31 protein-coding genes are annotated in these 26,655 nt (G+C 70.5%); 14 read left to right on the top strand and 17 right to left on the bottom strand.

The window, feature by feature from the left end:
* The first annotated feature begins 117 nt into the window (after positions 1-117).
* From LWP59_RS28230 to LWP59_RS28215, 4 genes are read left to right on the top strand one after another with little or no spacing between them, the layout of a single operon-like run.
* Positions 118-2,424, top strand: a complete 2,307-nt coding sequence (locus LWP59_RS28230; protein WP_144638338.1) for a chitobiase/beta-hexosaminidase C-terminal domain-containing protein — start codon at positions 118-120, stop codon at positions 2,422-2,424.
* A 19-nt stretch (positions 2,425-2,443) separates the two neighbouring features.
* Entirely contained in the window at positions 2,444-2,722 is a 279-nt protein-coding gene (locus tag LWP59_RS28225; protein ID WP_144638340.1) for a hypothetical protein, read from the top strand.
* The gene (locus tag LWP59_RS28220; RefSeq protein ID WP_233921943.1) at positions 2,719-3,162 is read left to right on the top strand and encodes a hypothetical protein; all 444 of its coding nucleotides are present in this window, start codon (positions 2,719-2,721) and stop codon (positions 3,160-3,162) included. Before LWP59_RS28225 ends, LWP59_RS28220 begins: the two co-directional genes overlap by 4 nt.
* Positions 3,129-3,356 (top strand): hypothetical protein, encoded by a 228-nt coding sequence (locus LWP59_RS28215; RefSeq protein ID WP_144638342.1) that lies wholly within the window; start codon positions 3,129-3,131, stop codon positions 3,354-3,356. Before LWP59_RS28220 ends, LWP59_RS28215 begins: the two co-directional genes overlap by 34 nt.
* A 129-nt stretch (positions 3,357-3,485) precedes the next feature.
* On the opposite strand, the gene LWP59_RS40800 is transcribed toward LWP59_RS28215, so the two are convergent.
* The gene (locus LWP59_RS40800; RefSeq protein ID WP_308431719.1) at positions 3,486-4,472 is read right to left on the bottom strand and encodes a zinc-binding dehydrogenase; all 987 of its coding nucleotides are present in this window, start codon (positions 4,470-4,472) and stop codon (positions 3,486-3,488) included.
* A gap of 186 nt (positions 4,473-4,658) precedes the next feature.
* Between LWP59_RS40800 and LWP59_RS40795 the strand changes: the two genes are divergently transcribed.
* On the top strand, positions 4,659-4,916 hold the full coding sequence (locus LWP59_RS40795) for a MarR family transcriptional regulator (RefSeq protein WP_308431720.1): 258 nt from the start codon (positions 4,659-4,661) through the stop codon (positions 4,914-4,916).
* 17 nt (positions 4,917-4,933) lie between these two features.
* Positions 4,934-5,107: a hypothetical protein gene (locus LWP59_RS40790; protein ID WP_308431721.1), complete on the top strand. Its 174-nt coding sequence runs from the start codon at positions 4,934-4,936 to the stop codon at positions 5,105-5,107.
* Here LWP59_RS40790 and LWP59_RS28200 read toward each other — a convergent pair.
* The 6 genes from LWP59_RS28200 to LWP59_RS28175 all read right to left on the bottom strand — a co-directional run bounded on the left by LWP59_RS28200 (position 5,104) and on the right by LWP59_RS28175 (position 10,319).
* A complete protein-coding gene (locus tag LWP59_RS28200; RefSeq protein ID WP_144638346.1) occupies positions 5,104-5,466 on the bottom strand; it encodes an STAS domain-containing protein in 363 nt (120 codons plus the stop codon). The genes LWP59_RS40790 and LWP59_RS28200 overlap by 4 nt on opposite strands.
* Positions 5,463-6,548, bottom strand: a complete 1,086-nt coding sequence (locus LWP59_RS28195; RefSeq protein WP_144638348.1) for a cobalamin B12-binding domain-containing protein — start codon at positions 6,546-6,548, stop codon at positions 5,463-5,465. The genes LWP59_RS28200 and LWP59_RS28195 overlap by 4 nt, the downstream gene beginning before the upstream one ends.
* Positions 6,545-8,101: a PP2C family protein-serine/threonine phosphatase gene (locus tag LWP59_RS28190; RefSeq protein WP_229857612.1), complete on the bottom strand. Its 1,557-nt coding sequence runs from the start codon at positions 8,099-8,101 to the stop codon at positions 6,545-6,547. The genes LWP59_RS28195 and LWP59_RS28190 overlap by 4 nt, the downstream gene beginning before the upstream one ends.
* 408 nt (positions 8,102-8,509) lie before the next feature.
* On the bottom strand, positions 8,510-8,902 hold the full coding sequence (locus tag LWP59_RS28185) for a TIGR03618 family F420-dependent PPOX class oxidoreductase (protein ID WP_144638352.1): 393 nt from the start codon (positions 8,900-8,902) through the stop codon (positions 8,510-8,512).
* A gap of 57 nt (positions 8,903-8,959) precedes the next feature.
* Positions 8,960-9,601 (bottom strand): CoA transferase subunit B, encoded by a 642-nt coding sequence (locus LWP59_RS28180; RefSeq protein ID WP_144638355.1) that lies wholly within the window; start codon positions 9,599-9,601, stop codon positions 8,960-8,962.
* Position 9,602: 1 nt separating this feature from the next.
* Positions 9,603-10,319 (bottom strand): CoA transferase subunit A, encoded by a 717-nt coding sequence (locus tag LWP59_RS28175; RefSeq protein ID WP_144638357.1) that lies wholly within the window; start codon positions 10,317-10,319, stop codon positions 9,603-9,605.
* A 135-nt stretch (positions 10,320-10,454) separates the two neighbouring features.
* Between LWP59_RS28175 and LWP59_RS28170 the strand changes: the two genes are divergently transcribed.
* Entirely contained in the window at positions 10,455-11,207 is a 753-nt protein-coding gene (locus tag LWP59_RS28170) for an IclR family transcriptional regulator (protein ID WP_144638359.1), read from the top strand.
* 431 nt (positions 11,208-11,638) lie between these two features.
* On the opposite strand, the gene LWP59_RS28165 is transcribed toward LWP59_RS28170, so the two are convergent.
* Positions 11,639-12,283, bottom strand: coding sequence for an EamA family transporter (locus tag LWP59_RS28165; RefSeq protein WP_144638361.1), 645 nt, complete (start codon positions 12,281-12,283; stop codon positions 11,639-11,641).
* 2 nt (positions 12,284-12,285) lie between these two features.
* On the bottom strand, positions 12,286-12,810 hold the full coding sequence (locus LWP59_RS28160; protein WP_144638363.1) for a MarR family transcriptional regulator: 525 nt from the start codon (positions 12,808-12,810) through the stop codon (positions 12,286-12,288).
* A 64-nt stretch (positions 12,811-12,874) separates the two neighbouring features.
* Between LWP59_RS28160 and LWP59_RS28155 the strand changes: the two genes are divergently transcribed.
* Positions 12,875-13,897: an NADPH:quinone reductase gene (locus LWP59_RS28155; protein ID WP_144638365.1), complete on the top strand. Its 1,023-nt coding sequence runs from the start codon at positions 12,875-12,877 to the stop codon at positions 13,895-13,897.
* A 6-nt stretch (positions 13,898-13,903) separates the two neighbouring features.
* On the opposite strand, the gene LWP59_RS28150 is transcribed toward LWP59_RS28155, so the two are convergent.
* Positions 13,904-14,944: a DUF2235 domain-containing protein gene (locus LWP59_RS28150; protein ID WP_144638367.1), complete on the bottom strand. Its 1,041-nt coding sequence runs from the start codon at positions 14,942-14,944 to the stop codon at positions 13,904-13,906.
* A 295-nt stretch (positions 14,945-15,239) separates the two neighbouring features.
* Between LWP59_RS28150 and LWP59_RS28145 the strand changes: the two genes are divergently transcribed.
* Positions 15,240-16,586, top strand: coding sequence for an MFS transporter (locus LWP59_RS28145; protein WP_229857613.1), 1,347 nt, complete (start codon positions 15,240-15,242; stop codon positions 16,584-16,586).
* A 62-nt stretch (positions 16,587-16,648) separates the two neighbouring features.
* Positions 16,649-17,098: a group II truncated hemoglobin gene (locus LWP59_RS28140; protein WP_144638370.1), complete on the top strand. Its 450-nt coding sequence runs from the start codon at positions 16,649-16,651 to the stop codon at positions 17,096-17,098.
* Here LWP59_RS28140 and ilvA read toward each other — a convergent pair whose 3' ends face one another.
* Complete coding sequence (gene ilvA / locus LWP59_RS28135; protein ID WP_144638373.1) at positions 17,099-18,343, bottom strand: threonine ammonia-lyase IlvA; 1,245 nt, start codon at positions 18,341-18,343, stop codon at positions 17,099-17,101.
* 204 nt (positions 18,344-18,547) lie between these two features.
* Here ilvA and LWP59_RS28130 point away from each other — a divergent pair, with 204 nt between their 5' ends.
* Entirely contained in the window at positions 18,548-19,621 is a 1,074-nt protein-coding gene (locus LWP59_RS28130) for an NADH:flavin oxidoreductase/NADH oxidase (RefSeq protein WP_308431722.1), read from the top strand.
* A gap of 891 nt (positions 19,622-20,512) precedes the next feature.
* Here LWP59_RS28130 and LWP59_RS28125 read toward each other — a convergent pair.
* From LWP59_RS28125 to LWP59_RS28115, 3 genes are all read right to left on the bottom strand, one after another.
* Complete coding sequence (locus LWP59_RS28125) at positions 20,513-21,538, bottom strand: 3-isopropylmalate dehydrogenase (RefSeq protein ID WP_144638377.1); 1,026 nt, start codon at positions 21,536-21,538, stop codon at positions 20,513-20,515.
* A 198-nt stretch (positions 21,539-21,736) separates the two neighbouring features.
* Positions 21,737-22,111, bottom strand: coding sequence for a hypothetical protein (locus LWP59_RS28120; protein WP_144638378.1), 375 nt, complete (start codon positions 22,109-22,111; stop codon positions 21,737-21,739).
* Between the two features lie 38 nt (positions 22,112-22,149).
* Complete coding sequence (locus LWP59_RS28115; protein ID WP_144638381.1) at positions 22,150-22,293, bottom strand: glycosyltransferase family 4 protein; 144 nt, start codon at positions 22,291-22,293, stop codon at positions 22,150-22,152.
* 645 nt (positions 22,294-22,938) lie between these two features.
* Between LWP59_RS28115 and LWP59_RS28110 the strand changes: the two genes are divergently transcribed.
* A complete protein-coding gene (locus LWP59_RS28110) occupies positions 22,939-23,094 on the top strand; it encodes a DUF6131 family protein (RefSeq protein WP_186383233.1) in 156 nt (51 codons plus the stop codon).
* A gap of 53 nt (positions 23,095-23,147) precedes the next feature.
* Here LWP59_RS28110 and LWP59_RS28105 read toward each other — a convergent pair whose 3' ends face one another.
* Entirely contained in the window at positions 23,148-23,375 is a 228-nt protein-coding gene (locus LWP59_RS28105; protein ID WP_229857615.1) for a PLD nuclease N-terminal domain-containing protein, read from the bottom strand.
* A 14-nt stretch (positions 23,376-23,389) separates the two neighbouring features.
* Positions 23,390-23,992, bottom strand: coding sequence for a trypsin-like serine protease (locus LWP59_RS28100; protein WP_144638383.1), 603 nt, complete (start codon positions 23,990-23,992; stop codon positions 23,390-23,392).
* Positions 23,993-24,006: 14 nt separating this feature from the next.
* On the opposite strand from LWP59_RS28100, the gene LWP59_RS28095 reads away from it, so the two are divergent.
* On the top strand, positions 24,007-24,321 hold the full coding sequence (locus tag LWP59_RS28095; RefSeq protein WP_229857616.1) for an alpha/beta hydrolase: 315 nt from the start codon (positions 24,007-24,009) through the stop codon (positions 24,319-24,321).
* A 145-nt stretch (positions 24,322-24,466) separates the two neighbouring features.
* On the opposite strand, the gene LWP59_RS28090 is transcribed toward LWP59_RS28095, so the two are convergent.
* Positions 24,467-24,676, bottom strand: a complete 210-nt coding sequence (locus LWP59_RS28090; RefSeq protein ID WP_144638385.1) for a hypothetical protein — start codon at positions 24,674-24,676, stop codon at positions 24,467-24,469.
* Between the two features lie 282 nt (positions 24,677-24,958).
* Between LWP59_RS28090 and LWP59_RS28085 the strand changes: the two genes are divergently transcribed.
* On the top strand, positions 24,959-26,644 hold the full coding sequence (locus LWP59_RS28085; protein WP_373299533.1) for a sulfatase-like hydrolase/transferase: 1,686 nt from the start codon (positions 24,959-24,961) through the stop codon (positions 26,642-26,644).
* Positions 26,645-26,655 lie beyond the last annotated feature (11 nt).

Raw genomic sequence — 26,655 nt, 5'->3', positions numbered from 1 at the left:
GGGAAGTCAACCATGCGTAATTGGTCTGAACCCTTTTCACCTGCATGGAGGTGTCCCATCCCCGCCCGCTGCTCTATGGTCTGGTCCACTGAGGGGACTTGACCCGGAGGTGTCACCGTGCATCGGAGCGCTGCGGGCCGCGGACGACGGCCTGGTGTCCTGGTTCTGTTCACCGCGCTGCTCGCGCTGCTGCTGGGCGGCACCGCGGCCGCCGCCACGGACTACACGCAGAGCGCCACGCAGCTGAGCGGCTCGCAGGCCCGGATCTCGTTCACGCCGACGACACCGGCGGCCTACGTCGACGTGCACTACCTCGTCGGCGGCACCGGGCAGCAGAACGTCCGGATGACGAACAACGCCGGCAGCTGGCAGCAGACGGTGGACAACCTGAGCACCGGCTCCGTGCTCGAGTACTGGTTCACCTACGAGAAGAGCGGCCCCCAGTACGACACCCCGCACTTCACCTACACCCAGGGCGCGGGCTCGGCCGCGGTGGCGACGCCGACGTTCAGTCCCGGCGGCGGGACGTTCGCCACCACACAGACGGTGACGCTGGGCACCGCGACCCCGGGCGCGAGTATTCGGTACACAGTGGACGGTGCCACGCCGAGCGCGTCCTCGACTCCCTACAGCGGCCCCATCACGGTCTCCAGGACGACGACGGTCAAGGCTGTCGGCGTCAAGAGCGGCCTCGCGGACTCGCCCGTCGCCGCGGCGACGTTCACGATCGGCCAGGCGAGCGCGACCTGCCCGGCGCAGTCCGACACCCCGGACTTCGGCCCGAACGTGCGGATCTTCGACCCCGGCATGTCGGCGGCGAGCATCCAGTCCCAGCTGGACGCGGACTTCAACGCGCTCAAGGATACCCAGACCGCGCAGTTCTCCACCGGCCGCGTCGCGCACCTGTTCAAGCCGGGCACCTACGCGGTGCACGACAACGTCGGCTACTACACCTCGGTCGCGGGGCTCGGGCAGAACCCGGACGACGTGACGATCAACGGCGACGTGACCGTCGACGCGTTCAACGCCTCGGACCAGGGCCAGGCGCTGCAGAACTTCTGGCGCTCCGCGGAGAACCTGGCGATCAACCCGTCGAGTGGTTCCGACCGGTGGGCGGTGGCGCAGGCCGCGCCGTTCCGGCGGATCGACGTGCACGGCGGGCTGCAGCTCTACCCCGCCAGCTACGGCTACGCCAGCGGCGGCTACGTCGCCGACACCAAGGTCTCCGGTCAGGCGGCCTCGGTTTCCCAGCAGCAGTGGTACACCCGCGACAGCAGCCTCGGCAGCTGGGACGGCGGCGTGTGGAACATGGTGTTCTCGGGCACCACCGGCGCGCCCGCCAACACCTTCCCGAACCCGCCGGAGACCACGCTGGCCACCACCCCGGTGTCCCGCGACGTGCCCTACCTCTACCTCGACGGCAGCGGCAAGTACCGGGTGTTCCAGCCTTCCCTGCGTACCAACGCTTCCGGGCCGAGCTGGGCGAACGGCGCCACGCCAGGCACCTCGCTGCCGATGAACCAGTTCCACGTGGTCAAGGCCGGGGACACCGCGGCGTCGATCAACTCCGCGCTCGCCTCCGGCTGCAACCTGTTCTTCACGCCCGGGATCTACCACCTCGACCAGACGCTGAACGTGACGCGTGCGGACACGGTGGTGCTCGGGATCGGCTACCCGACGCTGGTGCCGGACAACGGTGTCGACGCGATGCACGTGGCCGACGTCGACGGCGTGCGGCTCAAGGGGCTGCTGTTCGACGCGGGCACCACGAACTCGGCATCGCTGCTGACCGTCGGCACGCAGGGCTCCTCGGCGAGCCACGCCGCCGACCCGGTGAGCGTCCAGGACGTGTTCTTCCGCATCGGCGGCCAGATCGCGGGCAAGGCCACGACGAGCCTGGTTGTCAACAGCAACGACACGATCATCGACCACATCTGGGCGTGGCGGGCGGACCACGGCAACGGCGGCACTGTCGGCTGGAACGTCAACACGGCCGACACGGGCCTGCTCGTCAACGGCGCCAACGTGCTCGCGACGGGGTTGTTCGTGGAGCACTACCAGAAGTACCAGGTGGTCTGGGACGGGCAGAACGGCAGGACGATCTTCTTCCAGAACGAGATGCCCTACGACGTGCCGGACCAGGCTTCGTGGAACAGCGGCGTGAACGGCTACGCCGCCTACAAGGTGGGCGACAACGTCACGTCGCACGAGGCGTGGGGGCTGGGCAGCTACTGCTTCTTCAGCACGAACCCGGCTGTAAGCGCTTACCACGCGTTCGAGGTGCCGCACACCGCGGGCGTGAAGTTCCACGACCTGCTGACGGTCTCGTTGAACTACCAGGGCACCATCACGCATGTCATCGACGACGCCGGCGCCGTGACGCCGTCGGGGACAGCGCCGAGCAACGTGGTGAACTTCCCCTGATTCCCGGGTCGGCTCGTCCGTGGTCGCCGGCAGGCCGTCCCGGCCGGATTTCGATCCGGACCGGGCGCGCGAGGAGATCCGGACCATCGCCCGCGAGCTGCGTTGCTCGGCGGTGCGAGTGCAGGGACAGGATCCGGCCCGCCTGCGGCTCGCGGCGGAGTTCGCGCTCGACGAGGGCATGACGGTCTACTTCTCGCCGCTCAAGCACGATGTGACCACGAGCGAGGCACTGACTACTACGCCGAGAGGGCCGAGCTGGCCGAGGAGCTCCGCCGCCGGGGTGAGGTCGTGTTCGTGACCGGTGTCGAGTCGACCCTGTTCCTGAAAGGGTTCATCCAGGGGGAGAACGGCCACGACCGCATCCGCACGATGACGCGGCCGTGGCGGCTGGTGTGGAGTGTGGTCCGCCGGGGAGATCCGAACAAGCGGCTGAACAGTTTTCTCGCCGAGGCCGTCGGCGTCGTCCGGTCGCGGTTCAACGGGCCGGTGACCTACGCGTCCGGTTCCTGCGAAAAGGTGGACTGGTCGCCCTTCGACATCGTCGGCGTGAACCTCTGTCGCGTCAAACGTTTGCGCGAAAGCTATTCCGCGGAGCTGCGGTCGAGTTCGGTTGCTGCGCCTACGAAGGCGCACCCGACGCGGGCGGCGTCGGCTGGGCGGTGGTCGAGCGCGGGAGCGGATCGCCGCGGTTCACCCGGCCTGTCGTGCGGGACGAGCAGGTGCGGGCCCGCGAGCTGAGCGAGCTGCTGGACGTCTACCAGCAGGAGCAGGTCGCGGGTGCGTTCATCTTCACCTGGGCCGGCTACACCTACCCGTACTCCGACGATCCGGAGCACAACTTCGACACCGCGGGCTACGGCGTGGTGGCCGTGCTGCCGGACGGGACGCTCCGCCCGAAGGCGGCCTGCGACATGCTGGCAGCGCGGAAGTGAACGGGCTGTTCCCCGGGTGAATCCGGGCAACGGGGGTTTCCCTGGCCAAGGGGTCGGGTAGCTTCGCGCCATGGCGAACCAGGAGTTCCCGCTGCCGGACTACGACCAGATCCCGCTGGGCAGCCTGCGTCACCGGATCCGCTCGCTGGACGAGTCGCAGCTGCGGACGGTCGTGGAGTACGAGTGCGCGCACGGCAACCGGGTCGGTGTACTGGAAGTGCTGCGCGCCCGCATGGCCGAGCTCGAGAGCGGCGCCCAGCCGTCGCCGGGTGACAACGACGTGCTGCCGGAGGTGACCAGCACGCCCGGCGGCTCGCCGGTGCGGGAAGAGACCGCCGCGGAGGGCGGCACTCCGTTGCGCCACGGCGTCCCCGGGCAGACCCCTTCGCGCGGCCGCCCCTGACCCGCGCACGGGCGCGCACTGCCTGGTGTCAGTGCACCACCACCAGGCCTTGCCCCGCAGCTTGCCGGCCTGCTCGTCGGCCTGCTCGTCGGCGTGCACGGCGCGAGGTCCGCCAGCGGGTACCGGGCCGCGATGTCCAACGTCAGCTCACCCTTCTCCACCAGAGCGGCCGGCTCTGCCAGTTGAGCCGCGTCGCTGCGGACGCCGAACTGGATCCATCGCACGCCGCGTGCGGGGTCGTCGGCCGGCGGCATCGGAGGCGCGCTCACCCCGACACCTCCGTCGGCCATCAGCGCCGTCAGCGCATTGACCGCGTCGGGTGCGCCCGCGACCAGGTTCAGCACCAGGTCGACCGGTTCGGTCGGCAGCTCGCTCACCGGGGTGGCCGTGTAGTCGATGATCTCGTCCGCGCCGTGGGCCCTGACGGCCTCGGCGCTGCGTGGGCCCGCCGTCGCGATCGCCGTCGCACCGGCCCGCTTCGCCAGCTGCACGCCCATCCCGCCCACTCCGCCCCCGGCGCCGTTCACCAGCACCCGCTGCCCGGACTCGAGGCCACCCTGCTCGAACAGGGCCTGCTGCGCGGTCAATCCGGACACCGGTAGCGCGGCCGCGCCGACGGCCAGGTGCTCGACCCCGGCGCCCGGCGCGGCGACCGTGCCGGCCACCTCCAGGCCGGGGGTGTAGGGGAGCTCTATCGGGAACGCCTGCGCCATCAGTCCCGCGCGGACCGCGGCGTCCCAGCGGGTTGAACGCCGTCGCGGCCACCCGGACCACCACCTGGCCGCGGCCGGCGACGGGCTGCTCGCCCTCCTCGTACCGCAGGACCTCGACGCCCCCGAACTCGTGGAAACGCACTGCCTTCAGGCCTCGGCGCGGATCAGCTCGCCGCGTACTTCACGATGACGGAGGTCGGCAGCCTGTTGCAGCAGGCCGTGGCCCAGGAGCTGCGCGACGACGGCGACCTCAGCCCGATCCAGTTCCAGATCCTGGTCGTCCTCGGGGACACCCCGGGCGAGGGCCGGCGGATGACCGACATCGCCGACCGGATCGTCTACAGCCGCAGCGGTTTCACCTATCAGGCCGGGCAGCTCGAACACCGCGGTCTCATCGCGCGCGCCCCCGCGAAGACGACGAGCGCAGCACGGTCGTCCGGCTGACCGCCGAGGGGCGTGAGTTGCTGCACCGGGTGATGCCCGGACATGTGGAGCTCGTCAAGCGCCTGGTGTTCGACGGGATGCCGGCCGCGGATCTGGCCACGCTGCAACGGGTGCTCGGCCCGGTGCGGGACCGGCTACGGCAGGCGCCGCCCCGGTCGGCGCGCCCCCGGCCCAAGCGCGGATCCCGTTAGGAGGGGTCCGAGCGCTCCTGGGCCACTGCCGCCGGGCCGGTGAAGTACGCCAGGGTGTTCGTCAGCCGCAGCAGCCGTGTCAGGCCGGCCGGCAGGTTCTCCAGGTGCAGCACCGCACCGGCCTCGCCGAGGCGGCGGTGCACCGACAGCAGCGTGGAGAGCCCGTAGGAGTCGCAGAAGGTGAGGGCAGCGCAGTCCAGGTGCAGCTTCTTCAGCCCCGGACCGGCGCTCAGCCGCTCCGTCACCTCGTACAACAGCTGGTCCGCGTTGTCGTAGTCGAGGTCGCCGTCGATCGTGATGCGGCCCGTGGCCGGGTCCGTCATCGCCCAGGTGCAGTTCAGCGGACGAGGTGTGCTCATGCGGTTTTTCCGGTGTCGGGGACAGGGCCGAGGACGCCGCCGAGGTGGTCGCCGGCGAGTTCCAGCAGGCGCGCGGCCCGCGGGAAGTCGCGCAGCTCGCCGCCGAGCAGTTCGAGCGCGGGTCGCAGCGAGCGGGCGGGTACGCCGCGCGCGGTGAGGATCTGCGCCGTCCAGCCGAGGAAATCGGTGAACAGCTCGTCGTCGCCGATGTAGAGCGACGTCGCGAGGAACTCGACGATGTGCGCGAGATCCTCCGCGGTGTACTGCCGCTGCTGCTCGGTGTAGTCCCGCATCGCCGGGACACGCTCCTCCAGCCCGGCGTACACCGCCTCGACCAGCTGCGGCGCCGTCCGCACGATCATCGTGTACTCCTGGTCGGCCAGGTGCGGCAGGTCGTCGATCGGCTGGTGACCCGCCTGCGGGCGGGGCAGCGAATCCTCGAGCCGGTCCGCCGCCGCGCGCGCGTCCGGGCCCCACGCGTCGGCGCCCAGCAGTTTCGCGTACCGGCCGCCGGGCCCGAACGCGGCGCCGCCCGCGATCACCGGGACACCCGCCGCCTGGCAGGCCGTGATCGTCGCGTGCGCGGTGGGCAGCCGGGTCGGGATCGAGCTGGACAGCGCGACCGCGTCCGGCCCGGTGCGGTGCAGATGCGTGATCAGGTGCGGCGACGGCACCTGCGCGCCCAGGTAGTCCACGCGGAAACCCCGCAGCCGCAACACTTCCGCGAGCAGCCGTGCGGGCAGCGCGTGCCATTCCCCGGCCACGCAGGCCACGGTGACCCGGCCCCGGCGCGGCTCGGGCGGCCGCACGGTGTGCACGAGCGTCGCGACGGCGCGGTCGTTGATCGCCGTCGCGACGTGTTCCTGCGCCACGCTCAGCCGGTTCGCCGCCCACTCCTCGCCGATTTTCCGTTGCACCACGCCGATCACGTCCAGCAGGACGCTCTCGGCCGGGAGGCCTTCGTCGAGTGCGGTCAGCACGATCCCGCTCGCGGTGTACTCGTTGCCGGTGGTGACCGCGTCCCACAGTCGTTCGGCGTGCACCCGGACCCCGGCCGGACTCAGGCGGGCAGCCGGGCTCATGCGGTGTACCTGCCTCGTCCGTGACCGCCCACCGCGGTCAGGTGCTGCCCGCGCGGCGCGGTGATCGCGAGCACGGCCATGTCGTCGTGGGAGTTGCGGCCGACCCATTGCGAGGCGAGCATCTGCACGCGCTCGACGACCGCCTCGGCCGGCATGCCGCAGCACTCGGCCAGCGCGCGGCGCAGCCGCTCCTCGCCGTACATCCCGTCCCCGAGCGGGCCGCCGCGGGCTTCGGTGATGCCGTCGGTGTAGAGCAGGCACGTCTCGCCGGGGGCGAGGGTGACCTCCGCGGTGCTCGCCTGGATCTGCGGCAGCACGCCGACCAGGGTCCCGGCCGTCTCGGCCTCCTCGACGTGCCCGTTGGCCCGCACGATCAGCGGTGGCAGGTGACCGGCGGAGGTCAGCCGCAGCCGGACCCCGCCGCCGTGCCGCGCCGCCGACGCCAGCACGAGCGTGACGAACCGGGTGTCGTGCGAGTTGACCAGCGAGCCGTTGAGCAGTTCGAGCATCCGCTTGTGGTCGTCGGCCATCGGCAGCAGTGCCTGCAGCGTGTTGCGGATCTTGCCGGTCAGCACGGCGGCTTCGAGTCCCTTGCCGCACACGTCGCCGAGCACCGCGAGCGACTCGCCGTCCACGCCGGGGTGCACGTCGTAGAAGTCGCCGCCGACGTGCTCGCTGTCCTGCGAGGGCCGGTAGGCGCCCGCGAACTCCACGCCCGCCACCTGGTGCAGGACCGGGGGCAGCAGGTCGCGCATGAGCGTCTCGGTGATCGAGGCCTGCTGGGCGAACACGCGTGCCGCCGACATCGCCGCGCCCGAGCGGGAGGCGAACAGGCGGGCGAAGATCTCCTCGTCGTCGCTGAACGCGGGCTGCCGGACGCGGCGGAGCAGGATCAGCGCGCCCGCCGGCATGCCGTGCCCCGGAAGCGGCGTCACCACGATGCCGCCGACCTCGCCGAACCCCTCGGGCAAGAGCCAGTCCGGGGCGGTGGCCGGGTCGATCCAGCGGGACGGCACGGGCGGGAAGCCCTGCAGTGCCTCGCCGAGACCGGGTATCTCGTCGGGGTCGATCTCCAGCTGGGCGTGCACCGGGCGCTCCCCGCGCGAGCAGCGCACGACGGGGTACCGGCGCCGGGTACCGGGCGCGATCACCAGCGCGGCGTCGGCGAGGTGGGCGGCGGCCCGCTCCGCGGCGACCTCCATGCACCGCTCGAGGTTGAGCGACCCGAGCAGTGCCGTGCACGCCTCGGTGAGGAACTCGGCGCGGGCGCGTTCGAGCCGCAGCGCCTCGCGGGCCCGCTGCGTACCGGTGTCCTCGACCAGCCACCAGGTGGTCGAGTCGTCGTCGTGGCGGACGGCGTGCGCCTCGAAGCTGCGCTCGTCCACCCAGCCGCCGGCGTGCGCGCCGGGGTCGCGGTTCGCTTCGGCCAGCCAGGACGGCGCGCACTCACCCAGTTCCGCACCGGTACGGACGGCGGGGAAGAGCCGCTGCGCGGACTGGTTGACCGCGCGCACCACACCGCCGGGTTCCACCTGGACGGCCGGACAGGGCACTCCGTCCCACCCCGGGTCGGTCGGCACCGGGGATGGACGAGCAAGGCGCTCGGAATCAGTCAAACCAGGGGGCACGCTGAGCGCCCGCTCACCTCTCTTCGCTGGAGACTCGATCAGCTTCAAGCATCCACCAGCGCCCCGAGGGGTCGCAAGCCGTCCGGCGGGCCTGGCAGGTGAGGGCCGGTTCTCGATGGATATCGCCCCGACCATGAGACCGGGCCCCGCCGGCAGGGGAGACGGCAGGGCCCGGGCCCGGGCAGGAAGATTGGAAGGTCACCCGTCCCGGGCAGCGATGACACTACTAGTAGAGCCATTGCGGGCTACCTACACATTAGGGTGATCGAAAAGTTTCAAAGATCACCCAGTCTCACTTTGTGTTACTGAACGTGACCTTTCCGCAGGTGGGGGCTATCCCATGCCGGAGACCGAGTCCGCTTCGATCGTCATCAGCAGCCGGATCTGGTCCCGCCCACCGAACCACGGGTACGGCCGGCCGAGGTAGCGCTGCGAGAGCTGGTCGATGTGCTCGGCCGCGCCGTGCTCGGTGACGTCCACGACGCGGCCGCGGATCCCGTAGTAGCGGAACGGGTTCCCGCGGTCGGCGACGTTCAGCGCCACCCGCGGGTCGCGCTCGAGGTTCTTGACCTTGCGGAAGCCCCGGACGGTGTTGACCAGGACGTGCTTGCCGTCGGTGTCCACCCAGGTCTGGGTCAGCTGCGGCGAGCCGTCCGGCATCGAGGTCGCGATGAAGCACAGGCTCGGTGCCCGCAGCAGGGCGAGCAGGTCGTCGGGAAGATCCACGGGGAAGATGTCTCCTTCATCCGAATTGGATTCGGTTCTCCTTCCCATCCTCCGCGATCAATGCGCCACCGGCACGCGGACCGCCGCCCCCGTCTTCGCCCGGACCTCCTCGACGGCCACCCCGGGCGCGGTTTCGACCAGCACCAGGCCGTCCGGGGTCACGTCGAGGACGGCGAGGTCGGTGATGACCCGGTCCACCACGCGTGCGCCCGTCAGCGGCAGCGTGCACTTCTCGACGATCTTCGGCCGCCCGTCCTTCGCGACGTGGTCGGTGAGCACCACGATCCGCTTGGTGCCCGCGACCAGGTCCATCGCACCGCCCATGCCCTTGACGAGCGCACCGGGGACGGTCCAGTTCGCCAGATCGCCGTTCGCCGCGACCTGCAGCGCGCCCAGGACCGCGAGATCTATGTGCCCGCCGCGGATCATCGCGAACGAGGTGGCCGAGTCGAAGAAGCTCGCGCCGGGGACCACCGTCACGGTCTGCTTGCCCGCGTTGATGAGGTCGGCGTCCTCCGCGCCCTCGAACGGGAACGGGCCCATCCCGAGGATCCCGTTCTCGCTCTGCAACGTCACCCCGACGCCTTCGGGGATGTGGTTCGCCACCAGCGTCGGGATGCCGATGCCGAGGTTGACGTAGTCGCCGTCGGACAGTTCGCCTGCCGCGCGCGCCGCCATCTCGTCCCGCGTCCAGCCCATCTCACGCCTCCGATCCGGCGAGCGCCCGCGGCCGCACCGTGCGCTTCTCGATCTCCTTGACCCGCTCGCGCGCCACGACGAGCCGGTCGACGAACACGCCCGGCGTGCCGACCAGGTCGGGGTCGACGTACCCGTCGAGCAGCACCTCGGTCTCCACCACGCTCACCCGGCCGCAGGTCGCGACGAGCGGGTTGAAGTTGCGCGCGGTGCGGCGGTAGCCGAGGTTGCCCGCGCGGTCGGCGGTGTGCGCGTGCACCAGGGCGAGGTCGGCGACGATCCCGCGCTCCCGCAGGTAGGTCCGGCCGTCGAACTCGGCGTGGGGTTTGCCGTCGGCGACGGGGGTGCCGACGCCGGTCGCGGTGTAGAAGGCCGGGATCCCGGCACCGCCGGCGCGCATCCGCTCCGCGAGCGTGCCCTGCGGCGCGAACTCCACCTCCAGCTCGCCGTCGAGGTACTGCTGCGCGAACAGCCTGTTCTCGCCCACGTAGGAGGCGATGACCTTGCGGACCTGGCGGTTCTCCAGCAGCAGGCCGAGTCCCTTGCCGTCGACCCCCATGTTGTTCGCCACGATCGTCAGCTCGCGCACCCCCGAGTCGCGCACGGCCTCGATCAGGTCGTTCGGGTTGCCGCTCAACCCGAACCCGCCGACGGCGATCGTGATCCCGTCCGCGAGTACCCCGGACAGCGCATCGGTGGCACCGGCGTACAGCTTGCGCACTGCGTCCCCTCTCCCTGGCGTTCGTTCACTGGACACCTCGGAAGTGGAACGCATCGGCTGGCCAGCGTCAAAGCATCTTTCGGCAGGTGAACGATCCGCAGCGATGCGTTCATCCAGTGAACGTAGGATCGGCGCATGACCGGGTACCTGATCGGGCGCGTCAGCGCCGTGCTGCGGGCGCTGTCCACGGTCAACGAGGACGGCGCGTCGACCTCGGACCTCGCGCGTGCCACCGAGCTCGCCCGGCCGACCGTGCACCGGCTGCTCGTCGGGCTCGCGGAGGAGGGTTACGTCGATCGCGACCGCCGCAGCGGCCGCTGGTACCTCGGGCCGGAGCTGTACCTGCTGGGCGAGGTCGCGGCACGGCGGTACGACGTGACCCAGCAAGCCAGGACCGCCGTCCACCGGCTCGCGGCCGCCACCGGTGAAAGCGCTTTCTTCTCCGCGCGCCGGGGTGCGGAGACCGTGTGCCTGCTGCGGGAGGACGGCGACTTCCCGATCCGCTCGTTCGTGCTGTACGAGGGCGCCCGGTTCCCGCTGGGCGTCGTCTCGGCGGGTCTGGTCGTGCTGGCGATGCTCCCCGACCGGGAGGTGGACGAGTACCTCGGCCGCGTGGACCTCACCGCGCGGTGGGGCGCGGCCCATTCGGCCGGCGCGGTGCGTGAGCGGATCGCCCGGACCCGCGAGCTCGGCTACGCGGTGAACCCGGGGCTTGTGGTGGAAGGCAGCTGGGGGATGGCAGCGGCGGTCTTCGGCCGCTCCGGCGAGCCGGACTGGGCGCTGACGCTCACGGGCGTCGAGTCGCGCTTCCGCGCCGACCGGCGGCCGGAGCTGGGCGCGCTCCTGCTGAAGGAGGCGCATGCGCTGACGAACCGGGTGACGGGGTGAGCCACGGTGCCCTTGGTGTCCTGTGCGGTGCCGCGCAGGTCCTGGGCGCTCGACTTCGTCTCGTCGGTGGCCGTGGAAGCGGCCTCGCCCGCCGGCCGAGCCGAGCTGCTCGGTCACCGGTCCGGCGGCCTCCTGCACGAAGCCCGTCATCGGCGAGGGCGTCCACGTCGGTGCCCAGATTTCGCTGGGTACCCTCGATTTCCAGGCGTAGCCCGCCGTACGGCGGCGCGACCGGCAGCTCCGGCTTCTGATACGACGGAACGGCATGGCGTGGCGCGGTTCCTGCCGCGGCAGGGCGTCCTGCTGCCCAGGCGTGGAAGCGCTTTCCTGCACCCCTTGGGCGACCCCGCGGCCTGTTCCTTCCCGTCTGCGGACGATTTCTCGAAACGGAGAATTGTTGACGGAGTGGCGAGCGAGAATGGGATCTCTGGTTACCGCACGGGGAGCAGTAGTACGGCCGCCGCACCCGTCGCGGCCGCGGGGAGGGCAATTCGAATGGGCAGCCGCGGGCGGTGGGACAGCACCAGTGGCAGGATCGTGACAATCGCGGCGACGCGCCCGGTGACCACCGGCCAGATCCCGCTGCCCGGCCCGGCCTGCGCGAGCGCCACGTACTGCAGCGCGATCCCGGCGCTCGCGATCAGGCCGTCGCCGACGCCGTCCGTCCCGCCTTCGCTCCGGCTGACGAGCCACAACGCGGGAAGCGCGAGCACGACGCCGAACCAGGCCGCGACCGACGGCCGTTCGCCCAGGAACGCGACGCCGATCAGCACGGGCAGCGCGACCCCGTCGACGGCGCTCGTCGGCACCACGACGCTCATCGAGCCGTTTCCCAAGCCACGGCAGAGAAAGAGCATGCCCACCCCGGTGCCGACCCCGGACAGCGCACCCCACCCCAGATCGGCCACGGCGACGTTCGCGGGTACGAACCCGGCGATCGCCACCGCGAGCACGAGCCCGCCCAGCTGCCCGGCGAGCGCGATCGCCGCGAAGGACACGCGCCGCGACAGCAGTCCGCCTGCGAAGTCGGAAATGCCGTAGCTGACCGCGGAGGCGAGGGCGAGCAGGGTGCCCATGGTCAGGACCCGGCCGTCCGGTCCCGCTCCGCCTGGCCGACCGGGCACACCGCGCCGGTCGTGCAACTATCGCGATCACACAGGCGGCACAACAGCTCCGCGTTCCCGACGCGGTCGTAGAGCCCTCTCAGCATTTTGTCCAGCAGCCCGGCGAGAGCCTGTTGCTCGTCCGCGTCCAAGTTCTCGAGCACCCCGGCCAGGCCCGAGCCGCGGGTGTCGAGGAGCTTCCGGGCCGTCGCGCGGCCGCCGGTTGTCAGGTGCACGGCCACCTCCCGGCCCTGTCCGGGCTGCCGGCGCAGCAGCCCGGACGTCTCGAGCGAGTCGACCATGCGGGCCGCCGCGGACTGGGACAGCCCGACGCGCCTGCCCAGTTCGGTGACGCTCAGCCCGGGTGCGGCGGACACGACCACCAGTGCCGCCGCGCCGCTCGCGCTCACCCCGGCCCGCTGCTGTGCCCTGGCGAGCACCAGGTCGGTGACGGCGAGCGCCGCGGCCCCGAGGAGGTTCGCGGTCCGGTCTGCATGCATGACTCATGCATAACACCTGGTCTGCGAGGTGGCAACATCGCCGTCGCGACGGTTGGATACGGGTATGAAGGCGATCGTTTACTCGCAGACCGGTGGACCGGAAGTGCTCCGGCTGACCGAGCGTCCGGTGCCGGAGCCCGGCCCCGGTGAGGTCCGGGTCCAGGTGAAGGTGTCCGGGGTCAACCCGACGGACTGGAAGTCCCGGCAAGGCGCCACGACCGGCGGGAAGATGCCGTTTCCCGAGATCGTGCCCAACCAGGACGGCGCCGGGATCGTCGACGCGGTCGGCCCCGGCGTGACCGGCCTCGAACCCGGGCAGCGGGTCTGGCTCTGGGAGTCGGCGTGGCAGCGGCCGGACGGGACGGCGCAGGAGTACGTCGCGCTGCCCGCCGACCACGTGGTGCCGCTGCCCGGCGAGGCCTCCTTCGACCTCGGCGCGACCCTGGGGGTGCCGGCCCTCACCGCGCACCGGGCGCTCACCGTCGCCGAAGGCGGCCCGGCGCGGCTCGCCCCTGGCGCGCTCGACGGTCGGGCCGTGCTGGTGGCCGGTGGCGCGGGCGCCGTCGGCCATGCCGCGATCGAGCTGGCCCGCTGGGCGGGGGCCGAGGTGGTGACCACGGTCAGCAGCGACGAGAAGGCCGCGCTCGCGCAGGCGGCGGGCGCGCAGCACATCGTCAACTACCGCGCGGAGAACGCCGCCGAGGCGATCCGGAAGATCTTCCCCGACGGCGTCGACGTGGTCGTGGAGGTCGCGCCCGCGGTGAACGCGAAGCTGAACGAGGCCGTTCTCGCGTCCAACGGCACCGTCGCGGTGTACGCCAACAACGGCGGGGAGGAGATGACCGTGACCATCCGCTCGCACATGACGGTCAACGCCCGCTACCAGTTCTTGTTGCTCTACACGGTTCCGAAGGCGGCGAAGGCGCAGGCGATCGAGGACGTGAACGCCGCCGTCGCCGCCGGTGCCCTGCGGGTCGGCGAGGAGGCGGGCATGCCGCTGCACCGTTTCCCGCTGGAACGCACCGCCGACGCCCACGCGGCGGTCGAGTCGGGCGTTGTGGGCAAGGTGCTGATCGACGTCGGCTGACCCGCGTCACGGGACCGGCATCTCCTGGTGCGGCCCGCTCAGATAGGTGGCGAGGTTGTCGGCGTGGTACGGGCCGGGGACCTTCACCTTCTCGACCGCGCTGGAGGCCGCGTACTCGTGTCCCGGATCGGTCGTGCCGATCGAGCGGGCCGCCGGGCGCAGCAGCCGGTACAGGAAGGTGAGCGAGTCGTGCGGCTCGCCCGGTTCGGCGGGCTCGGGGAACGAGCCCGGCCCGAACACCAGGCCGCACGACCGCGCCCGGTTCACCATCCACCCGAGCGGGAGGTCGGACAGCCCGTGGTCGGTGTAGCCGCCGCCGACGTCGGAGTGCACGCCGGTGAACCACACCTGCTCGACGACCTGGCCCGTCGCGGCGGGCAGCGGCTTCCAGATCGCCGGCTCGAACGGGCGCCGTCGCTCGTCGATCGCGAGCGCCTGGTACGCGGCCTGGACCTGCGGGCTCAACTCGGCGTCGTGGAACAGCCAGCGCTTGTTGACCAGAGTGGCGAGCCGCAGCCCGGTGACCGGGATGCCGCACGCGCCCACGGTGTCCCACACCCCGACGAAGCGGATCGGCGGCTCGTACGAGTACGAGCGGCGGAACAGTTTCGCCTCGGTCGCGTGCGGTTTCGTCCGGTCCGAGCGGCTGCGGTAGAGCGAATAGGCGTCACCGAGCTTGTCCGCGTACTCGCGGCGCAGAAGCCCGGAATTGTGAATCAGCCCGATGGTGCTACGAGCGGTGTAGGCGCCCCGGCTGAAACCGAAGAAGAACAGTTCGTCGCCCGGCTCGTAGCTTCGCATGACGAACGAGTAGGTGTCGCGGACGTCGCGGGACAATCCGAAGCCGAACGCCCCACCGCGAACGTGCTCCCATTTCTTCGTGCCCAGGCCGGGATGGTAGAACACGCGCTGCTCGCGGCCTTCCCCGTCCGCGTCCGCGATCGCCTGCGCCACCCGGACCACGTTGGTGGGCGCCGGTTCCCCGTTCCGTTCCTGGTCGGGTGTGTTCCACGTACCGTCGCAACATACGATGATTCTTTTTCGCATTCCCGCCCCCAATACCGATCGGCCGAATTCGTCATCTTACGCCTGATTCGTCCCCTTCGATGACGAATTCATTAGTGCCGCAACATCCGCCCGACGCACCGTTCGCACGCTCAACGGGCCAGGCGGGAGCACTCCACTGTGGATCACATCCAGCCGGCTCGGCCGGGGTTGCTCTGCCCTGGCGGGGACAGCTTGACAAGACGCCGGGCCGCCCCCACCATGCTAATTAACCATCTGGTACGTAACCGCATGGTTAATTAGCAAGCTCGCAACGGCGCATCCCAAGGAGACGGACGTGGCCCCTCGCCCGGAAAGCCCGGTGGTCGGCAAACCGCGGAAGGCCGCGCTCGCGGCCTGGATCGGCAGCGCGCTCGAGTACTACGACTTCTTCATCTACGGCACGGCCGCGGCCCTGGTCTTCGGGAAGATCTTCTTCCCGGCCTCGTCCCCGGCCGCCGGCACGCTGCTGGCCCTGTCCACCTTCGGCGTCGGCTACGTGTCGCGGCCGCTCGGCGCGATCCTGCTCGGCCACCTCGGCGACCGGTTCGGCCGCAAACGCGTGCTGGTGCTGACGTTGCTGCTCATGGGCCTGTGCACGGTCGGCGTGGGCTGCCTGCCGAGCTACCACTCGGTCGGCGTCACCGCGCCCGTGCTGCTGGTCGCACTGCGCCTGCTGCAGGGCCTGTCCGCGGGCGGGGAACAGGCGAGCGCCAACTCGATGAGCCTCGAACACGCCCCGGAGCACCGCCGCGCCTACTACACGAGCTTCACCCTCAGCGGCACGCAGGCGGGCCAGATCATCGCCACCGCGGTGTTCCTGCCGGTCGCGGCCCTGCCACCGGCCGACCTGCTGTCCTGGGGCTGGCGCATCCCGTTCTGGTGCAGTGCCGTCATGGTGCTGGTCGGCTACCTCATCCGCCGCACCCTCGAGGAGACCCCGGTCTTCGAGCAGGAGGTCGTCGAGTCCGGCAAGGTGGCGCGGTTGCCGCTGGTCGTGTTGTTCCGCGATCACTGGGCCGATGTGCTGCGGGTCGTGATGGCGGCGCTGATCGCGTCGGTGAGCACCATCTTCACGGTGTACGCGCTCAGCTACGCGGTCAACACCGTCGGCCTGGCGAGGACGCCGATGCTGTGGGTGGGCGTGCTCGCCAACGTCGCGGCCATCGTCTCGATCCCGCTGTGGGCCAAGCTCGCCGACCGGGTCGGCCGCAAGCCGCTGTTCATCGCGGGTTCGCTGGGCTGTGCGGTGCTGATCTTCCCGTACCTCGGCGCGATCGCGGCGGGCAGCTATCCCTGGATCTTCGTGGTCGGCATCGTGCTGTTCGGCGTCGTCTACACCGCGACCAACGCCGTGTGGCCTGCCTTCTACGGCGAGATGTTCACCGCGCGCGTGCGGCTGTCGGGCACCGCGATCGGCACCCAGATCGGCTTCGCGATCAGCGGCTTCCTGCCCACGATCGCCGCGGCCGTCGCCGGTTCCGGCAAGGGGGCGTGGCTCGGCGTGTCGATCTTCACCGCCGGCCTGTGCCTGGTCACGGTGATCGCGGTGGCGACCGGCCGGGAGACGTTCCGGGTGCCCACCGCGGCGCTCGGGTGTACGTCCACTGTGGACGTACACCGAGAGGTCGGCGCCCGTGCGTGACGGAGTGCCCTGGATCGCGTGACGTCGTTGAGTAGGCCGCGGGGATGTGCGAGGCTTCCCGCATGCGCCCATCGCTGTTCGACTTCGCCGGGGGAGAGCCCGCGTTCCTCGCGCTGGCCAGGGCGCACCACGCGCGCTGCCTCGCCGACCCGGAGCTGAACCACCCGTTCTCGCATCCGGGCCAGCACCCCCAGCACGTCGAGCGGCTCGCCGCGTACTGGGCGGAGGTGCTGGGCGGGCCGCCGCGTTATTCCGAGTCGTGCGGCGACGAGACCGGCGTCCTGGTGCTCCATGCGGGCAACGGCGACATGAGCGACCTCGGCCGCCGCTTCGTCGACTGCTTCGTGCGGGCGGCGGACGACGCGAAGCTGCCCGCGGATCCCGAGTTCCGGGCCGCGCTGCGGGCCTACATGGAGTGGGCTGTGCAGCAGGTGCTGGCGCATCCGGTTCGCGAGACGGTGCCGCGGGGCGCGGCCATCCCGCGTTGGTCGTGGGACGGTCTGCTGGCCTGATCAGACCAGGAAGCGGAACACCGGGTCGTCCGGGGAGAGCTTCTGGGCGTTGACCGGCGAGGCGTCGAGGCGGGCGAGCAGCGGCGCCAGGTCGTCCGGCGTGCCGAGCTCGACGCCCACGAGGGCGGGGCCGAACTCGCGGTTGGTCCGCTTGACGTACTCGAACAGCGTGATGTCGTCGTCCGGGCCGAGGATCTGGTCGAGGAAGCGGCGCAGCGCGCCCGGCTCCTGCGGGAACTCGACCAGGAAGTAGTGCTTCACCCCGCGCGAGACCAGCGCCCGCTCGATCACCTCGGCGTAGCGGCTGACGTCGTGGTTGCCGCCCGAGACCAGCGAGACCACGGTTTCGCCTTGGCGCACCACGCCCTCCGCCCGCAGTGCGGCCGGCGCGAGCGCGCCCGCGGGCTCGGCGATCACACCGTCCACATCGAACAGTTCGAGCATCTCCTCGCACAGCACGCCGGAGTCGACCTGCCGCAGCTCGATCGGATGCTCCTCGAGCACGCCGTAGGTGTGCAGGCCGACCCGGCGCACGGCCGCGCCGTCGACGAAGCCGTCCACCTCCGCCAGCTCGACCGGCCCGCCGGCCGCGACGGCGGCCGCCATGCTCGCGGCGCCCGCGGGTTCGACGCCGATGATCCTGGTGGCCGGATGGTGCTTGGCGAACCAGGTGGTGACGCCCGCGACGAGGCCGCCGCCGCCGACGGGCACCACGACGACGTCCGGCGCGCTGCCGAGCTGCTCGACGATCTCGCGCGCGACGGTGCCCTGCCCGGCGATGACGTCGGGGTGGTCGAAGGCGGGCACCATCAGGGCGCCGGAGCGCTCGGCCTGCTCGCGGGCCGCGGCGAACGCGGCGTCGTAGGTGTCCCCGCCGACGATGACCTCGACCCGGTCGCCGCCGAGCAGCGCGATGCGGGCGCGCTTCTGCCGCGGCGTGGTGCGGGGGATGAAGATCTTCGCCCGCAGGTCGAGCGCCCGGCAGGCGAAGGCGACGCCCTGCGCGTGGTTGCCGGCGCTGGCGCAGACGACCGTGCGGTCGCGCTGCTCGCGGTCGAGCTGGGCGAGCAGGTTGTAGGCGCCGCGGAGCTTGTAGGAGCGCACGACCTGGAGGTCTTCACGCTTGAGCCACACGTCGGCGCCGGTGCGCGTGGTGGCCCGCTGGTGCGGCTGCAGTGGCGTCCGGGCCACGACTCCGCTCAGCCGCTCGTACGCCGCATCCACCGCAGCGGCCTCGACACCCATTCCTGCTCCTCACCGACGCCTCCGCTTGTTCGATCCAGCGTAATGACCGCCCGCGTCGGCGAGCCGGTGCCCCGTCTTCACGGCCGTATCGAGGCGACCGGATACGTCAGCACCACCTGGTCCGCATCGCCGGCCCTGGTCCGGCCGGCTGCCGATGTAAACCGCGTCACTGCCGGGAAGAGAAAACCCCGGAACGTGGTTGTGGTGACCGTGAGTCGACTGTTCGAGCCTTATCGTGTCCGGAACCTGACCCTGCCCAATCGCATCTGGGTCTCACCCATGTGCCAGTACTCCGCGGCCGACGGTCTGCCCGGGGACTGGCACCTGATGCATCTCGGGCAGTTCGCCACCGGCGGCGCGGGCCTGGTGATGACCGAGGCCACCGCGGTCACCGCGGTCGGCCGGATCACCCCGCAGGACACCGGCATCTGGAACGACGAGCAGGTCGCCGCGTGGCGGCGGATCACCGGATTCCTGCACGCCCAGGGCGCGGTGACCGGCATCCAGCTCGCCCACGCGGGGCGGAAGGGCTCGAGCCGCCGTCCGTGGGAGGGCAACGCGACGGTCCCGGCCGAGGAGGGCGGCTGGACGCCCGTCGGGCCGTCCGCCGTGGCCTTCGGGAACTACGTGACGCCCCGCGAGCTGACCACCGAGGAGGTCGCCGAGATCCCCGGCCAGTTCGCCGCGGCCGCCCGGCGCTCGCTGACCGCCGGGTTCGACGTGCTGGAGCTGCACTTCGCCCACGGTTATCTGGCACACCAGTTCTATTCGCCGCTGTCGAACAACCGCACCGATCGGTACGGCGGCGACTTCGAGGGCCGCACCCGGCTCCTGCTGGAGATCGCCGACGCGGTCCGCGCCGAGGTCGGGGAGACCGTGCCGGTGTTCGCGCGGCTGTCCGCTACGGACTGGGTGGAGGGCGGCTGGACGATCGACGACTCGGTCCGCGTGGCGAAGCTGCTGGCTGAGCGCGGGATCGACCTCATCGACGCCTCCACCGGCGGTAACCACCCCAAGCCGGACATTCCGGTCGGTCCCGGATACCAGGTGCCGTTCGCCGAGCGGATCCGCACCGAGGCCGGCATGCCGACCGGTGCGGTCGGCATGATCACCGAGCCGGAGCAGGCGGACGAGATTGTGGCCTCTGGTGCCGCCGACGGGGTATTCCTGGCCAGGGCGCTGCTGCGTGACCCGCACTGGCCACTGCGCGCGGCCCACACCCTCGGCGACGACGTCCGCTGGCCGGACCAGTACGCCCGCGCGAAGTCCTGGCACTGACTCGGGTGCACGGCCAGGCGCGGACGGCCCCGCAGCTGGCCGTGCAGCTGGCCGTGCGGCGGGTTCGTGCGGTCTCGGGCCGCTCGGGGTCGGGCCGCTTGGGGTCGGGCGTTCGGAGTCGGATGCACCCGGCTTGCGTGCACGTCCGGTTTCCGTGACTCGCGGGTTCCCAGGATGCGTGGCCTTCCGTGACTCGCGGTTCCCAGGAGGCGTGGCTTTCCGTGACTCGCGGTTCCCGCGAGGCGTGGCTTTCCGTGACTCGCGGTTCCCGCGAGGCGTGGCTTTCCGTGACTCGCGGTTCCCGCGAGGCGTGGCTTTCCGTGACTCGCGGTTCCCGCGAGGCGTGGCTTTCCGTGACTCGCGGTTCCCAGGAGGCGTGGCTTTCCGTGACTCGCGGTTCCCAGGAGGCGACATTCCGTGATCCGCGTTCCGGCCCCTTCGGCGCCCGCGGTTCCAGTACGCGCCCCTTTCGGGGCGCGGCTTTCCTGAACCCCGGTTCCCGGCACGCGTGGCCTCTGCCGACCTGCCGTTCGCAGGCCCTTCCGGCACGCGCGCTTCCGCGATGTGTGTCGTCCGGTGGATGCACCGTTGGGCCGGCACTCGCGGTTTCCACGATGCGTGTCGTCCGGCGCGCGCGTGACCCGGCACGCGCCTTACCCGTGGTGCGTGTCGTCCGGTGCGCCATAGCCCGGCGCCCGCCGTACCCGCGATGCGTCTCCTCCGGCGCGCGCCATCCGATACGCGCCTTACCCGTGGCGCGTGTCGTCCGGCTCGCGCGTCACCCGCCACGCGCCCTACCCGCGGCGCGTCCTCCGGTGCGCGCATCGCCTGGCACGCGCCTTACCAGCGCTGCGCGTCCTCCAGTACGCCCGGCGTCTGCGGGCGCACCGCTCAGCGGGTGGCGGCGGCCTCCGCGAGCCGTTCGCCGATTTCCCTGGTGCCGCCGGGCTTCTCCGGCTCGCGCCGGGCAAGGTCCTCGCGCACCACGGTTTCGATCTTCGCGGCGGCCTCGGCGTCCCCGAGGTGCTCCAGCATCAGCGCCACGGACAGCACGGCCGCGGTGGGGTCCGCTTTGTCCTGGCCGGCGATGTCGGGCGCAGAGCCGTGCACCGGCTCGAACATCGACGGGGCGGTGCGGTCGGGGTTGATGTTGGCGCTCGCGGCGAGGCCGATGCCACCGCAGATCGCGCCCGCGAGGTCGGTGACGATGTCGCCGAACAGGTTGTCCGTGACGATCACGTCGTAGCGTTCGGGCTGCGTCACCAGGTGGATCATCACCGCGTCGACGTGGTTGTAGTCGACGGTGACCTCGGGGAATTCCGACGACACGGCGTCCACGATGCGCTGCCAGAGCCCACCGGCGTGCTTGAGCACGTTCGTCTTGTGCACCAGCGTGAGCCGCTTGCGCGGACGTGACTGCGCGCGCTCGAAAGCGGCTCGCACCACGCGTTCCACGCCGAAGGCGGTGTTGACGCTCACCTCGGTGGCGACCTCGTTCGGCGTGCCGCGGCGCAGCGTGCCGCCGTTGCCGGTGTAGGGCCCTTCGGTGCCTTCGCGGTACACGATGAAGTCGATCTCGGGCCGCCCGGTCAGCGGGGTGGCCACACCCGGGTACAGCTTCGCCGGGCGCAGGTTGACGTAGTGGTCGAGCTCGAAGCGCAGCCGCAGCAGCAGATCACGCTCGAGGACGCCCGGCGGCACCGACGGATCCCCGATGGCGCCCAGCAGGATCGCGTCGTGGCCGCGGACCTCGTGCAGGACCGAGTCGGGCAGAATCTCGCCGGTGCGGCGATAGCGCGCCGCACCGAGGTCGTATTCGATCTTCTCCACACCGGGCACGACCGCGTCGAGCACGCGCAGGGCTTCCGCCGTCACGTCGATACCGATGCCGTCACCAGGAATCACGCCGAGTTTCATGTCGCCACCCTAAATTCCGCTTCCCAGGATGCGAAACCAGGGTCCCAGTATCCGGTCGCGACGCCGTGGTCGCCGTCTGTCACCTGTTTCGAGTGGATCACAACGATCCGGGGGTCCTCGGACTCGTCGGATTTGTTCGCGGACAACGCAAGCGCGTCGCACGTCCGGATCGACACCTCGGTCGGGCTCTCGCCCGGCTCAGGCGATCGACGCGCCCACTCCAAGCCAAAGCAGCGCGGCGACCTTGACCACTTCGAGCGCCACGTATCCCAGGTGCGCACGAGAGCGCGGCGCGTCCTCCCCAGCGAGAACCCGGTCCGACCGCCGGTTCAGCGCGGGGCGCACGGCGGCGAGCTGCACCACCAACACGCCGACCGGCACGAGCGCGCTGACCAGCACCAGCGTTGACGGGCTGTTGCCCAGCACGGCCACGACCACGACGATCGCGAGCAGCAGTTCGAGTCCGTTGAGCGCGCGAAAGACGATCCGTCCGATTCCGAGGCCGATCGGGATTGTGACGCCCGGGGCCCGGAACTTCAGCGGCGCCTCGACGAAGGAGATCGCCAGCACCATCCCGAACCACGTGAAGGCCGCGGCGGAGAGGAGGGCTGTCACCGCTCGTCGTCCGCTTTCGGCAGTGGGGCGCCGCAGCGTGCACAGGTCTTGGCCTGCTCCTGCTCGGCGAGCAGCCCGCACTCCGGGCATACCCGCGACAGCCAGCAGACCGGATCACCGCCCGAATCGAACTCGTCCATGTACGTCATAGTAGGCCGGAGTTGGCTTGCCAGGTGACGGCCGCGTGGGTAGCCGCGTCAGCCCGTTTTCGCGTGCCGTCCTTCTTGATCTTGATTATCCACAATGGATCAGGGTTGCTGGATTTTCGAGGTCGTGATCGTTTGGCCGGGTCCAGGATGGACTGACTGCCGTCGAGGTGACTGCTTGTCGACATGCCGACGGACTGGTTGGGGAGTGGTAACGAAAGCGGAATACTGTCGGGTAGCCGTTTTCCCGATCGGAAAGGTGGAAATCGTCGGCCGTGCTGAACGGCGTTCACGCAACCGCTCGTGTTCGCCTCATGACTCGATGAACTCAAGTCGGCCGGCCCAAAACGAACGGACGATGTAGCTCGACGTGATTTTCGGCGGCAAATCCGAGCGCTCGGCCCAGTGTCCGCCGTCGATCGGTCTGTTCGCCCGCGTGGGTGGGGACGTTCCGGTGATCGCGTTAGGCTACCTGGAGCAACCGGTTCGTCCCACCGAGCAATCGTTGCCAGTGCGGGATTTTCGAGGTTTGGCGCAACATCAACGCGGGTATAGCTGTGCGGTCCCCATCGATAATAGGACGGGCGCCGGCCGGAGCCGGAAAGCAAGGGCGGCGCCTCCCTGCAGAAAGAGTGTCCCATGATCGTGCTAGGCGTCATCCTTCTCATCGTCGGTCTGTTGACCGGCATTTCCATCCTTTGGACCATCGGAATCGTGCTTCTGGTGGTGGGAGCGGTGCTGGCGATTCTCGGCGGCACGGGTCGCAAGGTCGGTGGCCGAGCGCACTGGTTCTAAATCGGACTGTGCTGGTGCCGGCTCCCCACTTCGGGGAGCCGGCACCGCCGTGTTCACGTATCTCGTTGCGCGGCGACCGTCTGCTTCCGGCCGATGAGAAACCACAGCAGGCTGCCGATGAACGGCGCGATGAAGACGAAGACCACCCACACCAGCTTCATCCCTGGCGTCAGGCGTGACCGCAAGACGCTCACCACCGCCCCCACCACGAGAAGCACGAACGCCGCAACCACTGCGACGAGCAGGATGGCTACCACGATCTGCGGCATCGAATGAGTCACTGACCCTCCTTGGTTCACTGGGCCGGAATGGGTATCGCGTCCGCCAGGACGGTGACCTTCCCGCCCCCGGAGTAAGCGGTGACAAGGCAGTCGACGCTCGTCCCCGCGACATCCGCCGGAACGGTCATCCTGTCCGTGGTGGCTCCCGGAATCGGCGTGAAGAACACGAACCCGGTGCTGTCGGTGTTCTGCCGGTACCACTCAGTCGTCACCGCGGTGGGCCGTCCGCGCCAGTCCGGTTGCTCGCACAACAGCGTCCCGTCGGCCTTTGCCTCGCCCTTGATGACCGGCACTCCCTCCGGAACAGGTGCCAGTGCGAGCCCGGGCGACAGAGCCCACTCGCGCACCCGGCCGACATCGGTGAACCCCGCCGGCGACGGTTGACCGCACGTCAGGCCCTCGACCTCCCCGGCGAAACTCGTGATGCCCACCTGTACAGGCCGTCCCGGTAGATCGGCCATGAGCGGGCCGCCGGAGTCGCCGGGGCACACGGTCGTACCGGGTGTGGTGCCTTCCGCGCACAACATGGACGTCTGGTCCACCACTCCGCCCAGGCGGGGTGAGCACTTGTCGCCCGCCAGAACCGCGAAGTTGCCTCGCTGCAGCACGTCACCCATACGGGCTTTCGGAGGTGTGCGGCTACTGGCACGAGCAGCCGCAACATGCCCTGCCGCAGCTGCCCCATCAGGTCGCGGACGACGTCCTGGTGGTGCAAGGGGAGTTCGACCCGCAGACCGGCTACGACCAGGCCAGCGCGGCTGTGCGGAACGCGCCCGGCGCCTCGCTGGTGTCGGTCGACAATGCGGCGTTCCACGGCCAGTACGCGCTGACCGGCAATCCCTGTGTGGACGGGATGGTCAACGTGTTCCTGCTGAACAACTCCAGGCCCGGTAACGAGGTCTGCCCCAGCTTCCGCTGCCCGGCGAGGACAACGTGTATCCGGTGACCGGCCCGGCCCGCGCCAGCACGCAGACGGCGGGTCCGGTCTCGCGGCTCCTGAGCGACCTGCGGCAACGGCTGCAGGAGACCATCTCCCGCACCAACTCCTGACCGGACGTGGCCGCGCGGGGTCTCCGCGCGGCCACCGCCGGTCAGCGCCGGTGCGCGGCGATGTAGCCGTTGGAAGCGGGCAGGAAGGCCGGCACGAGGGCGAGCACGGCGGCCGTGGCGCTCAGGTAGCTGATGAGGCTGCCGCCGCGGCCGGCGACGAGCGAGATCACCTGCAGCACGGTCAGGATCGCCGGGACGATCCGTGCCCAGTTGCGCCCGGCCTTGAGGGCCGACACCGGTGGCAAGCTCACCGACCAGCAGATCCAATCGTGGCCGGCACCCGGTTCGCGGTGAGGGAGGTTTTTCGCTCATGAACCGGACGTTAGAACCGGTCATTCCCCGTCGCAGGGCGAAAAAGGCGCAGAAGGGAAATCGCACTTTTGGCCGATGGTTTCTTCGCCATTATCGTTCGTAAGTTCGAACAGCAGGTGAAAGCGCTTTCACAAGCGCGCTCCGGGGCGCGGTGAACCGCTGCGCGCCCGCTTTCGTGTAGGAGGTGACCACTTCCCGTTCGGAAGGACCTCCCGGTGTCGTTGCTGACGCGTATCCGCCCGCCCGACGAGCCCGTCGCGGCGGACGAGCCCGCGAACGAGAAGCCGCGCGGCAGACGGATCGCGGCGCGGGTACTGACCGTCCTGGCCTGCCTGCTGGTGCTGTTCGCCCTGCTCGTGCCCGACCAGCTGAGCGGGTTCACGGTGTGGGCCTTCCTGCGGATCCCGGTGGAGGCCCTGGTCGTTGCCGGGCTGGCGCTCCTCCTGCCGGCGCGGCCGAGGAGGATCGTCGCGGCCGTCCTCGGCGCGGGGCTCGGCGTCGTCCTGATCGTGAAGCTGGCCGACATCGGCTTCTTCGTGGCCTTCGACCGGCCGTTCAACCTGGTCTTCGACTGGAGCTTCCTCCCGTCGGCCGTGGGCCTGGTCGAGGACACGGCGGGCAAGGCCGGTGCGATCGCCGCCGTGATCGGCGTGTGCCTGCTCATTCTCGCGCTCGTGGCCGGGATGGCGTTCGCGGCGGTGCGGCTGACCCGCGTGGTCGCCGGGCGGCGCACCACGACGGCCCGCACCATCGCGGTGCTCGGTCTGGTGTGGATCGTCTGCGCGGTGTTCGGCCTGCAGGCCGGGCAGGGGCAGCCGATCGCCGCGCGCACCGCGGCGTCCCTGGCGTATCACGAAATGCGTCAGGTGACCGCGGATCTGAGGGACCGGCAGGCCTTCGCGCAGGAGGTGTCCACCGACGCGTTCAGCGGTATTCCTCCGCAGCAGTTGCTGACGGCGTTGCGTGGCAAGGACGTGCTGCTGACCTTCGTCGAGAGCTACGGGCGGGTCGCGGTGCAGGATTCGGACATCGCGCCCGGAGTGGACGCCGTGCTCGACTCGGGCACGCAAGCCTTGCGCGCGGCCGGTTTCGACTCGCGCAGCGCGTTCCTCACCTCCTCGACCACGGGTGGCGGCAGCTGGTTCGCGCACTCGACGTTGGAGTCGGGCACCTGGGTCAACAACCAGCAGCGCTACAACGACCTCGTCAGCGGCGACCGGTTGACGTTGGCGAAGGCCTTCGGCAACGCGGGCTGGCGGACGGCCGCCGACGACCCGGCCAACACGCGAGACTGGCCGGAGGGCAAGTTCTACGGCTACCAGCAGGTGTACGACGACCGGAACGTCGGCTACCGCGGGCCGAACTTCTCCTACGCCACGATGCCCGACCAGTACACGATGAAGGCGTTCCAGCAGGCCGAGCTCGCGAAGCCGGGGCATCCGCCGGTGATGGCCGAGATCGACCTGGTGTCGAGTCACTGGCCGTGGGCGCCGTTGCCGCGCATGGTCGGCTGGGACCAGGTCGGCGACGGATCGGTCTACGATCCGATGCCCGCGCAGGGCAAGCAGCTGACCGACGTGTGGTCCGATCCGGCGAAGGTCCGGGCCGCGTACGGGGATTCCATCCAGTACTCGCTGAACACGCTGATCTCCTACGTGCAGCATTACGGCAACGACAACACGGTGCTGGTGTTCCTCGGCGACCACCAGCCGAACACGGCGGTGACCGGCAGCGAAGGCGCTAGTCGCGACGTGCCGATCACGATCGTCGCGCGGGACCCGGCGGTGCTGGACCGGATTTCGGGCTGGGGCTGGCAGGAGGGGCTGCGGCCGAACCCGCAGGCTCCCGTCTGGCCGATGAGCGCGTTCCGGGACCGGTTCCTGACGGCCTTTTCGGACATTCCTTAGGGGATTTCCGG

Source organism: Amycolatopsis acidiphila (genome assembly GCF_021391495.1).
GTDB lineage: Bacteria > Actinomycetota > Actinomycetes > Mycobacteriales > Pseudonocardiaceae > Amycolatopsis_E > Amycolatopsis_E acidiphila.
This window is presented reverse-complemented; position numbering and strand designations above follow the sequence as displayed.